Annotated in this window: 15 protein-coding genes, 2 pseudogenes and 1 riboswitch; all 17 genes and pseudogenes read right to left on the reverse strand. The window is 43.8% G+C overall.

Annotated elements, in window-relative coordinates; translation table 11 throughout:
• Nucleotides 1-409, reverse strand: a pseudogene (locus N482_RS24265) (transposase DNA-binding-containing protein); the annotation flags it as partial.
• A 139-nt stretch (nucleotides 410-548) separates the two neighbouring features.
• Nucleotides 549-1,208 (reverse strand): uracil-DNA glycosylase, encoded by a 660-nt coding sequence (ung, locus tag N482_RS08040; protein WP_063376550.1) that lies wholly within the window; start codon nucleotides 1,206-1,208, stop codon nucleotides 549-551.
• Nucleotides 1,205-2,059 carry a cobalamin-binding protein gene (locus tag N482_RS08045; protein WP_063376551.1) on the reverse strand — a complete coding sequence of 285 codons (855 nt, stop codon included), beginning with the start codon at nucleotides 2,057-2,059 and terminating at the stop codon, nucleotides 1,205-1,207. Before N482_RS08045 ends, ung begins: the two co-directional genes overlap by 4 nt.
• Entirely contained in the window at nucleotides 2,059-2,658 is a 600-nt protein-coding gene (gene cobO, locus N482_RS08050; protein WP_063376552.1) for a cob(I)yrinic acid a,c-diamide adenosyltransferase, read from the reverse strand. Before cobO ends, N482_RS08045 begins: the two co-directional genes overlap by 1 nt.
• Nucleotides 2,659-2,667: 9 nt before the next feature.
• On the reverse strand, nucleotides 2,668-4,137 hold the full coding sequence (locus N482_RS08055; RefSeq protein ID WP_063376553.1) for a cobyric acid synthase: 1,470 nt from the start codon (nucleotides 4,135-4,137) through the stop codon (nucleotides 2,668-2,670).
• A complete protein-coding gene (locus N482_RS26095; protein WP_419555015.1) occupies nucleotides 4,134-4,283 on the reverse strand; it encodes a bifunctional adenosylcobinamide kinase/adenosylcobinamide-phosphate guanylyltransferase in 150 nt (49 codons plus the stop codon). The genes N482_RS08055 and N482_RS26095 overlap by 4 nt, the downstream gene beginning before the upstream one ends.
• 173 nt (nucleotides 4,284-4,456) lie before the next feature.
• Complete coding sequence (locus N482_RS26100) at nucleotides 4,457-4,675, reverse strand: bifunctional adenosylcobinamide kinase/adenosylcobinamide-phosphate guanylyltransferase (protein ID WP_155730544.1); 219 nt, start codon at nucleotides 4,673-4,675, stop codon at nucleotides 4,457-4,459.
• A gap of 36 nt (nucleotides 4,676-4,711) precedes the next feature.
• Nucleotides 4,712-5,445 (reverse strand): annotated as a pseudogene (locus N482_RS26105) (adenosylcobinamide-GDP ribazoletransferase).
• A 1-nt stretch (nucleotide 5,446) separates the two neighbouring features.
• Nucleotides 5,447-5,980 carry a nicotinate-nucleotide--dimethylbenzimidazole phosphoribosyltransferase gene (locus N482_RS25585; protein ID WP_419555016.1) on the reverse strand — a complete coding sequence of 178 codons (534 nt, stop codon included), beginning with the start codon at nucleotides 5,978-5,980 and terminating at the stop codon, nucleotides 5,447-5,449.
• Nucleotides 5,967-6,389, reverse strand: a complete 423-nt coding sequence (locus tag N482_RS25590) for a nicotinate-nucleotide--dimethylbenzimidazole phosphoribosyltransferase (RefSeq protein WP_231100814.1) — start codon at nucleotides 6,387-6,389, stop codon at nucleotides 5,967-5,969. The genes N482_RS25585 and N482_RS25590 overlap by 14 nt, the downstream gene beginning before the upstream one ends.
• Before the next feature lie 126 nt (nucleotides 6,390-6,515).
• Entirely contained in the window at nucleotides 6,516-7,508 is a 993-nt protein-coding gene (locus N482_RS08075) for a FecCD family ABC transporter permease (RefSeq protein ID WP_063376554.1), read from the reverse strand.
• Entirely contained in the window at nucleotides 7,499-8,332 is an 834-nt protein-coding gene (locus tag N482_RS08080) for an ABC transporter ATP-binding protein (RefSeq protein ID WP_063376555.1), read from the reverse strand. The genes N482_RS08075 and N482_RS08080 overlap by 10 nt, the downstream gene beginning before the upstream one ends.
• Nucleotides 8,333-8,418: 86 nt before the next feature.
• Nucleotides 8,419-8,572: riboswitch (cobalamin riboswitch) on the reverse strand.
• A complete protein-coding gene (locus N482_RS08085; protein ID WP_081227835.1) occupies nucleotides 8,563-9,048 on the reverse strand; it encodes a histidine phosphatase family protein in 486 nt (161 codons plus the stop codon). Its footprint overlaps the riboswitch before it by 10 nt.
• A gap of 168 nt (nucleotides 9,049-9,216) precedes the next feature.
• The gene (gene nqrM, locus N482_RS08090; RefSeq protein WP_039611686.1) at nucleotides 9,217-9,429 is read right to left on the reverse strand and encodes a (Na+)-NQR maturation NqrM; all 213 of its coding nucleotides are present in this window, start codon (nucleotides 9,427-9,429) and stop codon (nucleotides 9,217-9,219) included.
• Nucleotides 9,430-9,569: 140 nt separating this feature from the next.
• On the reverse strand, nucleotides 9,570-10,592 hold the full coding sequence (locus N482_RS08095) for an FAD:protein FMN transferase (protein ID WP_063376556.1): 1,023 nt from the start codon (nucleotides 10,590-10,592) through the stop codon (nucleotides 9,570-9,572).
• Between the two features lie 99 nt (nucleotides 10,593-10,691).
• On the reverse strand, nucleotides 10,692-11,918 hold the full coding sequence (gene nqrF / locus N482_RS08100; protein ID WP_063376557.1) for an NADH:ubiquinone reductase (Na(+)-transporting) subunit F: 1,227 nt from the start codon (nucleotides 11,916-11,918) through the stop codon (nucleotides 10,692-10,694).
• A 19-nt stretch (nucleotides 11,919-11,937) separates the two neighbouring features.
• Nucleotides 11,938-12,546 (reverse strand): NADH:ubiquinone reductase (Na(+)-transporting) subunit E, encoded by a 609-nt coding sequence (gene nqrE, locus N482_RS08105; protein WP_063376558.1) that lies wholly within the window; start codon nucleotides 12,544-12,546, stop codon nucleotides 11,938-11,940.
• Nucleotides 12,547-12,548 lie beyond the last annotated feature (2 nt).

Here is a 12,548-nt window from a genome sequence, read left to right on the forward strand (position 1 = left end):
CGAACCTTTGTTGCTCGGCCAGTTTGTATTGCAAGTATTCGTAGATGTTGGCTTCTCGGTCACATACTGAAATGACGTTCGACATGACCCAAGTCACCTCGAATGGAGGGGGGTTTATAAATCAGTGTGGTCATGTCTTCTAATGCGAGTAATAAATGATGATTTTGTGCTTGTTCAACCGTTGCTTGAAAGCCTGACTCCGCTATGGCATTTGCATCAATGTTCTCGTTACGGATAAACCGATAGGCTCCTTCCATATCGGCGGGGATTGAGTGATATTCACGAGTGATTTTCCTGGTTCATTTGCGAGAGTTGATGCTAACTTTACCAGACGCGCTGTTCTTCTTGGGTCGCCTAAGTCCGATTGACCAAATTGCAGCTCTGCCCAGTGAGTATGCGCGTTAATCACAATGTGTCTCCATATAGTATTTGAAGATCTGATCATGAGATTGAGGTTTAGTTCAAAAAAATCCCCGCTAATTTCTTAGCAGGGATTTGTGTATAAGAGACAGCTCTTAGAGCCTTTTTGCTTATCAGTAATATCCTAGTTAGACTTGCCAATCAATAGGTGTTTTTCCCATTGATTGCAGGAGCTGGTTGGCTTGAGAGAAATGCTTGCAGCCAAAAAAACCTCTGTGCGCAGACAACGGAGAGGGGTGTGGCGCTCGCAACACATGGTGTCGTGTGCTATCAATTGCCTTACCTTTCTTTTGAGCATGCGAGCCCCAAAGTAAAAAGATAACGCCTTCACAGTGCGTGTTGATTTTGTCTATCACTACGTCGGTAAAGTGCTCCCAACCTAAATGCTTGTGAGAGTGTGCTTGACCTTGCTCAACGGTCAACACCGTATTTAGCAGCAATACTCCCTGCTCTGCCCAAGGTAAGAGATAACCGTGATTGGGAGTTTCAAACCCAGGTATATCTTGTGCGAGCTCTTTATACATATTTGCCAAAGATGGCGGAGATTTAACACCTGGCAGAACAGAAAAACACAAACCGTGAGCCTGATTTGGGCCATGATACGGATCTTGACCTAAAATCACGACTTTAACCTGTTCTAATTCAGTAGTTTTGAATGCTTCAAATACCTTGTCTTCTGGTGGATAAACTGTTACACCTTCCGCTCTGCGTTGTGCCACGTAATTCATCGTATCTTGAAAGTATGTTTGTTGCTTTTCAGCCCCTAAAAGGTCTCGCCATGTTGTCATTGCGGTTTTCCATAATAAGTTCTTGAAGCGTGGAGTTTATCACACATATCCCTCACTCCTATGAGCATTCGAGTGCTAAAACGATGCAATAGATCGGCGTCAACCTCTATATATTGTTGATGCTTTACAGCAGGAATTTCTTGCCACTGTTGCCAGTCAACTTTTGGTGGTTGTTTTGCCGCCCTTTCATTGGGTATGACAATAGCTTGTGGATGTTTAGCAATAACATTCTCAAGACTTATCTGGGGATACTCAGTGGTTGCGTCCGCAAAAACATTTCGCGCACCACAGGTGGCGAGCGTCTGGTGTATCCATGTTTTACCATTAATGGTCATCAATGGTGAAGGCCAAAGTTGGTAGAAAACATCTAACTTTTCTTTGCTTTTATATGTATCTACTATTTGCTGATAGTCACTTATAAACTTGTCGGCTTGTACTTTCGCTTGCGCTTCAAGTCCCGTTAATTTGCCCAGTTTCATCAACTCTTTAGGAACTTGATGAATATCTTGAGAGACGCTATAAGCTACTGGAATTCCTAGCGCTTTCAGCTTTTCAATATCTGCTTCTTTATTGCCGCTTTTCCATACGACAACAAGGTCAGGGCGCAGTGCAAGCACCTTTTCAAGCTGAATACCATGAAAGCCCCCAATCCTTGGGATGTGCTTAGCAGCTTCAGGATAGTCGGCATACTCAACAGTACCGACGATACGTTCACCTGCACCTATGGCATACAAGTTTTCAACAATATGCGGGGCTAGAGCGATGATCCGTTTAGGTACCTGCTGTGACTGAGCATTTACCCATGAACTCACTACTAGCAGTACGCTCGCCAGGGTCCATTTAATGGCCATTAGAAGTCGAATCCTTTCTGCGCTTTAATACCAGCTTCAAATGCATGCTTTACATTTCTAACTTCGCTTACCGTATCTGCAAGTTCCGTTAAACTCCGATGCGCGCCTCGCCCTGTAATGATCACAGACTGCATTTTGGGCCTGTTTCGAAGCGCTTCAAGCACTTCATTTAAATCTAAATAATCGTAGCTGACCATATACGTCAGTTCATCTAGCAAGACTAAGTCGATGCTTTCATCTTGTAACCATGCCTTTGCTTTTTGCCACGTTGCCTGAGCAGCCTGAGCATCGGTTTCTCGGTTTTGCGTTTCCCACGTGAACCCTGTTTTCATCACCGCGAATGGGACACCTACTTTTTCAAGCAAATTACGCTCCCCACACTCCCAGTTTCCTTTAATAAACTGCACCACAGCCGCTTGCATTCCGTGCCCAACACAGCGAGCAACGGTGCCAAAACCAGAAGTTGATTTGCCCTTTCCATTACCTGAGATGACCTGCAAAATCCCTTGTTCTATATTCGCTTCAGCGACTTTTTGGTCCACTTTTTCTTTCACTTTCTGCTGCCTAGCTTTATGCTTTTCTTGATTTTTTTCTGTCATGTCTGATTCCTATTCGCCGAGTGAAAAAATCTTTTCTATATCCAAATGTTGCTCACAAATATCTGCTAACTTATCTAGCTGCTTTTCTCTGTGCGCGTCTAAATCAAATCCGTCATGACCAAACTTTCCATGGCTCGCCCACTTCAAAATTGCGGAGCAGGTGTTTGGTTCATCAAATAACCCATGTAGGTAGGTACCTGCTATCAAATTATCATCAGAAATAAACCCATCTCTGGTTGCATCTAGGGGGTGTTTTGAAAACGTAAGAAATGGTTTCTCCAAAGCCGTTCCCGAACTTATTCCACAGTGTATTTCGTAGCCACGTATCGCGACATGTTCATCATTTAATAAACACATACCATGCACATTGGTGAGTTGCTTGGTTTCAGTCAGCTCAGTGCTGAACGGGACTAAATTAAGTGCTGTCACCTGCTCAACTGAAGATTCAATATGCTGCGGATCAAAAATTGCTCGGCCTAGCATTTGTAAGCCACCACAAATACCCAAAACCTTGCCCTGATATCGAAGGTGATGGTTAATTTCTATATCCCACCCTTCAGACTTTAAAAAGCGCAGATCGTTAATGACATTTTTACTACCCGGTATGATTACCAGATCAACACTCCCGATCTTTTCACCATGCCTCACGTATTTAAGTTCAACCTTAGGGTTGAGCCGCAAACTGTCAAAATCTGTATGGTTGCTGATATGTGGTAACAACAACACTGCAATCTTTAAACAGGCATTTTCTGTACGATTAGCAGTGGTGACTGCGTCCTCCGCATCCAGTGTCAAGTCATGTAAATAGGGTAATACACCTAAAACAGGCTTGCCAGTGTAGTCTTCTAGCCAATCCAACCCCGACTGCAACAAGCCAATATCTCCGCGAAACCGATTGATAACAAAACCCTTTACCAAAGTTTGCTCTTCTTCACTAAGCAGCGCCAGAGTGCCAACTAAATGAGCGAACACACCACCTTTATCGATATCAGCAACAATAATCACGGGGCAAGATACTTTACAGGCGAACCCCATATTCGCAATATCGTTTTCTCGCAAGTTTATTTCGGCAGGGCTGCCCGCCCCTTCCACTATGCAATACGCAAATTGTTTTGCTAAGCGTGTGTGAGATTCAATGACTGAATCCATTGCAACAGCTTTATAGTCATGATATTTCCCGGCTTCCATGTTACTTAGAGCCTTGCCATGTACTATCACCTGAGCACCGGTATCTGTATTGGGCTTTAATAGAATGGGATTGAAATCCACACTTAAGGGAACATTCGCAGCAACAGCTTGAAGAGCCTGAGCGCGACCTATTTCACCTCCGCATGGTGTAACCGCACTATTTAGTGCCATATTCTGCGGTTTAAATGGTGCAACTTTGATACCTTTACGCGCAGCAACACGACACAACCCTGCGACAAGTGTGCTTTTACCAGCATCTGACGTGGTGCCTTGCACCATCAATGTCTTCATTTTCTCTCACTTTTTAAGTTAATGAGCAAACCTACCATCACGAAATCCACTCCGTTGGCGATAGCGGCAATATCTTGATTGAGCCAACCAGATTCATCAACAAAGCGTCGACTTAAGGCGCCCAAAGGCACAATACCGTGCCCCACTTCATTGCTTACCAATATTACCTGGCCCTGTGTTGTCTTTAGTACATCAAGTAATTTTCATTTATTGTTGTAATACTCACTGTCGCTCACTTCGCACAAACCATAAGTTAGCCAAAGTATTAGGCAATCAACGAGGGCACATTGCTCAGGCGCCAGTTGCACGATGAGACCAGCTATCCCCAAGGAATTTCATGGACCTGCCAAAGCTCTGATCTCATCGCTTGGTGATATGCGATGCGTGCTGCCATTTCATCGTCTTTACTTTGTGCTGTGGCAATATAAATCAGCTCTTTTACACGGCCTGTTGATAACCAATGCTCAGCTCGCCTTTCTGCCAGTGTACTTTTCCCCGAGCGTGCGCCACCAATGATCAATTCCACTCGACCAGTCATAACAAGCTCACAACACAAAAGGTATAAATGGCGATTTCACAGATTTGCTGTGTAGCCCCAAGCAGTCTCCGGTATAACCACCGAGCTGGCGAGCAAACCATTCCGACACCCCCACCGCGTAAACCAAAGTGTTACAAACAGACCCAACATATGCCAAATTGAGAATTCAAATAAACCTAAACCAAGTAAAAACACTATCCCCCCAGAGGCGTATAAGATCGCTCTACAGGTCGGCTGCAAATTTTTTGCAATAGGTTTAACTTTGCTTTGCGCGTCCAATTGCACATATGACAGCTTACCGATAAGACTCGTTGCCGTCATACGACTAAGTGTCTGCGCTATCACTATAGCGAACAGCAACGTGACTATATCTTCACTTAGCGCCAGTAGCAGTTGATACTTACTCAGCATTAAAATGATTAGCGCAACTGCACCATAGGTGCCAATTCTGCTGTCTTTTATGATGTCCAGCTTTTGCTGCTGGCTCCAACCGCCGCCAAAACCATCCCAAACATCGCAAAGCCATCTTCATGAAATGCGCCAGTGACTATCAGCCCCAAGCCCAATGTGAAGAGTATGCCCAAATTCATAGGTAACCAATAGGCTATAATCCACAATGTAAAAGCCATGGACAGGCCGATGCAAAAACCTACCGCAGCGAAGTAACTGCTAGATAAGTTAATATCCTCATCACTGACACTGCCACTCAATTTCACAGGCACTCGGGTCAGGAAAATCAACGCAAGCTTGAACAACACAAACTGAGACATATTATTTAACAACCTGAGTTACGTCAGCTTCTTCGAAACTCGCCATGTCATTATAAATGGCGAGCGCGCTTTGAATAATTGGTAGCGCTAGCGCAGCACCACTCCCCTCACCCAACCGCATGCCTAAATTTAATAAAGGCTCAACAGCCAAGCACTCGAGCATTTTCTGATGCCCTTGCTCACTTGAGCAATGTGCAAATACCATATGGGCTTTACTGTTTGGCTCAATTGCAACTGCCAGCATTGCAGCTGCTGTTGCTATAAAACCATCTACAACAATGACTTTTTGAGCGCTGGCAACACCAAGCATAGCACCGACCAGATGTACGATTTCAAACCCGCCAAGACATTGAAGAATGTCCAGTGGCTGCTCCGGAGATAATCGGTGTAATTGCAAGGCCTGCTCAATTAAAAGCTGCTTATTCTTAACCACATCGTCAGCCACACCGGTCCCTTTTCCAACGGCTAATTCAGGAGCAACTCCAGACAGTGCTATGAATATCGCCGCTGCTGATGTCGTGTTACCTATGCCCATTTCTCCAAAGGCAAATAAGTTGCATCCCCGCTCTAATTCTTCTTCGACCAATGCTGCGGCATTCGTCAGCCCTCTCTCCAGTTGCCGACTGGGTCATGGCTACTTGATGATGAAATGAATTCGTTGACACACCAAGTCGACAGTCAATCACCGTATTATTGTGTGGCGCTGTGAGAATTCCACAATCGACTACGTTTAAACGCCACCCTAACTGCCGCGCAAGTACACAGATTGCTGCGCCTCCTTGAGCAAAATTTGTAACCATCTGACTTGTTACTTCACTTGACGCAATCGATACGCCTTCACTTGCGATGCCATAATCGCCTGCAAATACACAGATACATGGATGAGTAATTGAGAAATCGGCGGTTCTCAATTCATCCTCTGACATCCCCTGTGAGAAAATCAAAACGAGCTGTTTAGCTAATGCTTCTAGTTTTCACAAAGAGCCAAGCGGCTTGGTTTTCATATTCAGCTTTTGTTGCACACTTTAACTGTGCTTTAAATCCAGAGGTTTAGTCATATTACAATCCAATTAAATAGTTGCAGAGCGCTTTTTAAACATCAATAGAGAAAGGAAAAATACACTGCCAATGGCGGCTGTGATCACGCCAATTGGTAACTCTTGATTGTCGATTAAACTGCGTGCAAGAACATCTACCCACAACATCAGTAAGCCGCCACTCAATGCCGTCATCAACATACCTAGTACTCTGGCTTGAGAGATAAAGAAACGCACAATATGCGGGATCATTAGACCGACAAAACCCACCCCGCCACACGCTGCCACTAACACAGCAGTCAGCAAAGAACTCACTAAAAGCATGCCCAAACGCAGTCTGTGCACATTAACACCCAGCGTCACCGCACTTTCATCTCCCAGCAAAAGCGCATTAAGGTGACGCCTAAAACAAATCACACTCAAAAAACCTATAATGACTACCGAGGATGGCAGCCACATCCAAGCCCAATCAGCTCGGCTGAAACTGCCTAAACTCCAAAAGATAATCGCTGTTATGGCTTGCGGATCGCTCCAATACAATAACAAACTTGTAAACGCATTAAATAAAAACGACAGTGCGACCCCAGCAAGCAACATATTTTCAATTTGCGCGGCCCCTTTATGGTACGCAATCAATAACAATAGGCTCATCGCACATACACTGCCTAGCAATGCGGCCCCCGACATAGCTAAACCATTTTGAATGCCGAATAGAGTTAGAAGAAGTACCACCCCAAAAGATGCCCCAGAAGATATACCGAATAGATAGGGATCTGCCAAAGGATTACGCGTCACTGTCTGCAAAATTAAGCCGGCAGTCGCGAGGCCTGCTCCGGCCAAAAACGCTAAAACGGTGCGAGGCAGCCTAAGTTCAACAATGATTTTTTGCGCTAGTTGTGTCTCGTCATATGACCATAACGCCAACCACACATCGTAAAAATCTACGTGAATGGCACCTATACTCAATGCACTCATAAAGCTAAAAAGGCAGACTAAAATCAAAATACTGCTTGCGGCTAGTCGCACTCTAGCCTCCTTGAAACTTGTACACTTAAATCTGTTTCACTGAGTTGATATTGGTAGCGAATATGTGGAGTTTGCCCCCCCTGAATCGATGATTGCAATGATACCTCAGCCTTTACTCCGAACACTGTAGATAGCATCTCGGTAGTCATTACGCTTTGAGGAGTCCCATCTGCGACTAACTGCCCATGTTCAAGCACTAAAATAGAGTCACATAGCGCCGATGCCAGGTTTAAATCGTGAAACGACGCAATGACGGTAATTCCCAACGACTTAGCCAAAGCCATTATTTCTATCTGATACTTTACATCTAAATGGCTAGTCGGCTCATCCATCAATAATAGACTCGGGCGCTGGACAATTGCTCTGGCTATCATGACACGTTGCTTCTCTCCCCCAGATAACAACTCATACGACTGCTGTTGCTTGTGGGTTAACCCAACTTTCTGTAGCGCTTCTTGAATCGACTGACGATCTCTCAATGAGACACTTGAAAACAACCGTTTATGTGGAGTCAACCCCATTGCCACGACGTCAAACACTGCTAAATTAAACTGACTGGGGATCTCTTGCAGTACTGCAGCTACTTTTCTTGCATAGGTCAGCCTATCAAATTGATTAATATCGGTTTGATCTATCAAAATATTGCCCGACATCGGTATTTGAAAACGATACAGGCATCGCAATAGTGATGATTTTCCAGCACCATTAGGACCAATCAGCCCAATAAATTGACCTGGTGCTGCGGAAAAAGAAATGCCAGATAAAATGTGCTTGTTATTAATAACCAAATTGAGGTTATTTACAGAAACTTGTGCCGCTACCATATGTCCTCTTGTTTCGGGCAGCACAGATCACAAGATGGGCATTAACAGCTCCAATAGGGTGTTGTGATATCACTTAAGTGCGCCCGCTTAAGTTCTTATTTCAGCCTTGGTATCTGGCTCTTCGACACTTTATTAAGGCATTACGAATACAGTTGCGGGGACAGCTGAGGATTTTCACCCCATTCCCAAGCCGCACTGAAATGATTCTGTGTATTATGAAGTCTAGATGTCTAAAAGACAACTTTAGGCCATGCAACTCCGTTATTATCATAGTAAATCGAAAGGCGAAAGGTACAACCATAGCCGACTTCAAAACAATTTAAATGCGTTGTACTCTTATAGGGTAACGATAGTGCAAGACCGAGTAGCTTTCTGATGACACCACCATGGGTTACCACCAAGATAGTGTCATCTTTGGGTGAGGAAACAATTTTATTCCACCACGACTCCACTCTCTTTTCAAAAGTCGTCATAGACTCACCATTTGGCGGTGTATAAGCCCAAGGGTCTTGCCAAAAATCGCCAATACTTGGATTATTCGTATTTTGCCATAACCATTCATACGAAAGCCCATCCCAATCTTTGAAATCAATTTCTTGTATTCTGGGTTCAATAGTTAATGGCAGTTGATTTGCGCAACTGAAAGCTTTTGCGGCTTCATAGCACCGCAATTTAGGCGATGAAAATATACGTTGAACATTTGTACACAGAGCCAATCAACTCAGAAGTTGCTTACTACTTTCGAGCGTTAATTTGGCATCTGTCACCCCTAAAAGATGACCTCTTTTTACGGTTTCGGTACACCTTATAAGATAAATTGTTTGTAGCATTAAATTTTACGCACAAAAAAACGCAGGCTTGCCTGCGTTTTTATTAGACCCAAATTATAAAATTTGGTTTTCTCGCCATGACTGCTCTTTCGCTAAGCGTTTTTTGCGCTTATCACATGGATCGTCACAGTCACATATTTTATCAATGCCCATAGAGCCTAGACCACCACAACTACTTGCCATTGATTTTTTCTGTACGATTACGCCCACAGCCATTGCTGCTGCAATCAAAATAAGTAATCCAAAAGTAAGAATAAAAAGTGACATAGGCTAAGCCCCTTAATTAACGAACCAGCTTAGGTTAATCCCAAGCAACTGACGGTATATACACGATATTATATATCTAAACCCGACAAAGTTGAATGAATTTACCTCACAAAAAACAATGATATTTTTTGCCTTCAGCCTTAATTCAAGTAAGGTGCAAATGCTGGGCTCGAATACGTCTTAAGGCCTTGCGGCGTTTTACTGATGAGATAAACAGGCAAATTATGCTGTTGTGCATACGCCTTGGCACGTTCAGTTCCCATTACCGTCAGCGCGGTAGCTAAACCATCTGCGGTCATTGCCGAAGGATGCAGCACGGTAACTGACACTAAGTCATGTTTAACAGGCTTACCCGTTGCAGGATCGATCAGGTGCGTAAATATCTCTCCATCCACCTCGTAAAAAATACGGTAATCCCCAGAAGTCGCTACACTGTTTTTTCCGGGTTCTATCACCCTGTGAATTTGACGTTGACCTGCGGGTGCATCCGGCTTTTCAATTGCAATTCGCCAAGGTGTTTTGTTGGGCTTGCTACCAGAAATGCGAAGTTCTCCACCAATTTCGACCATGTAATTTTCGATGCCCTTGCCCTCAATAAGCTCCGCTACTTTATCAATGCCATAGCCTTTAGCCGTTGCAGAAAAAGACAACTCTAGATGACTGAGAGACTTAGATAGCCCTTCGCTCGTTAAGCTAAGTTTATCAACACCTATATTGGCTTGCATCGCCTCTATTTCAGTTTGTGTTGGTCTCTTAGTTGGTCGCTTGTCTGGGCCAAAACCCCATAAATCTATTAAAGGACCCATGGTTACATCCAAGGTTTGAGTAGATTGACCTAAACGGATAGACTCTGCCGTTACTTTTCTAAAACCCGCACTGATTGGCATCACTGTATTCGCTTCAAGTCGATTAAAACGATTAATTTCAGAATCTGGAATATACGTCGACATAGACTGGTTTACAGCAATAAGTGCCTCATCAACTTCACTTTTAAAACGCGCGGCTTCCAAACTGACCGGACCAGGAAAGACCTTAATATTGTAGGTTGTTCCCATTGTTTTACCGTTTATTTCAACAGGTTTTTGTTGCGCCTTTTGCTCACCACATGCAGATAAGAAAAACACTAAAAAGATAACAGAGAAGAAATAACCAAATTTTTGCATCTATTTTTTAGTCCTTACATCATACAAAAAAAACCCCTAGGGAATGCCCTAGGGGTTAAACTTTTTTAAATACGATTGAACATCATATTTAAGACCTAATTAACCACCAAAGTCATCAAGTAGGATGTTTTCGTCTTCAACACCAAGATCTTTCAGCATGTTGATAACAGCCGCGTTCATCATTGGAGGACCACACATGTAGAACTCACAATCCTCAGGCGCGTCATGGTCCTTCAGATAGTTTTCTAATAATACATTGTGGATGAAGCCTGTGTAACCTTCCCAGTTGTCCTCTGGCTGAGGATCAGAAAGTGCTACGTGCCACTCAAAGTTATTATTTTCAGTAGCTAGGCCGTCGAAGTCTTCTACATAGAACATCTCACGCTTAGAACGCGCACCGTACCAGAAAGATATCTTACGCTCTGAGTTAAGACGCTTAAGCTGATCGAAGATGTGTGAACGCATTGGCGCCATACCTGCACCACCACCCACGAATACCATCTCTGCATCAGTTTCTTTCGCGAAGAATTCACCGAATGGACCAGAAATAGTTACCTTATCACCTTCTTTCAGTGACCAGATGTACGACGACATCTTACCACAAGGTAGGCTTAGATTATTTGGCGGCGGAGTCGCAATACGCACGTTCAACATGATGATACCGAACTCTTCTGGGTAGTTAGCCATTGAGTATGCACGGATCGTCTCGTCGTCAACTTTAGACTCAAGATTGAAGAAGCCAAAACGCTCCCAATCGCCACGATATTCGTCAGGAATATCAAAGTCTGCGTATTTAATGTGGTGAGCTGGTGCTTCAATCTGGATATAACCACCTGCGCGGAAAGGTACAACCTCACCTTCAGGGATACCAAGCTTAAGCTCTTTAATGAACGTTGCTTTGTTATCGTTAGAGATAACTTTACATTCCCACTTCTTAACGCCGAAGATAGAATCTTCTACTTCAATCTCCATGTCAGTTTTAACAGCAACCTGACATGCTAGACGACAACCTTCACGTGCTTCACCTTTAGTGATGTGGTCAAGCTCAGTTGGAAGGATATCACCACCACCAGAATGAACATGTACGCGACACTGGCCACAAGAACCACCACCACCACATGCTGATGAAATGAAGATACCTGCGTCAGCTAGTGAGCCTAGTAGCTTACCACCTGGTGCTGATGTAATTGCTTTATCTGCATCACCATTGATGCCGATTATAATATCACCGCTTGGTACAAGCTTCGATTTCGCTGCGATGATGACTAGCACCAAGATCACAACGATAGCGATGAACATACTTACACCTAATACAATAGTTTCCATCGTATAGTTTCCTCGCTAATTAAAGTGAAATACCAGAGAATGACAAGAAGCCAAAGCCCATTAGACCAACGGTGATAAAGGTAATACCTAAACCACGAAGACCATCTGGGATATCAGCATACTTCATTTTCTCACGAAGACCTGCTAGCAATACGATTGCAAGCGCCCAACCCACACCAGAACCGATGCCGAAAACAACAGACTCTGTAAGGTTATAGTTACGCTCAACCATGAATGCTACCGCACCGAAAATCGCACAGTTTACTGTGATAAGTGGCAAGAAAATACCAAGCGCGTTGTATAACGCTGGGAAGAACTTGTCCAAAGTCATTTCAAGGATCTGTACAAGTGCCGCGATTACACCGATGAAAGTCAAGAATTTCAAGAAGCTTAAGTCAGCCTCTGGGAAACCAAGCCACTCTAGCGCGCCCGGTGCTAATACTGCGTGATAAACAATGTTGTTTACCGGTACAGCTACACCTAGTACGAAGATTACAGCAACACCAAGACCGAATGAGGTAGTTACTTTCTTAGATACCGCAAGGAATGTACACATACCTAAGAAGAAAGATAGCGCTAAGTTTTCGATGAAAACCGCTTTTACAAATAAGCTAAGATAATGTTCCATCT

Origin of the sequence: Pseudoalteromonas luteoviolacea NCIMB 1942 (assembly GCF_001625595.1) — a bacterium.
GTDB classification, from domain to species: Bacteria; Pseudomonadota; Gammaproteobacteria; order Enterobacterales; family Alteromonadaceae; genus Pseudoalteromonas; species Pseudoalteromonas luteoviolacea_A.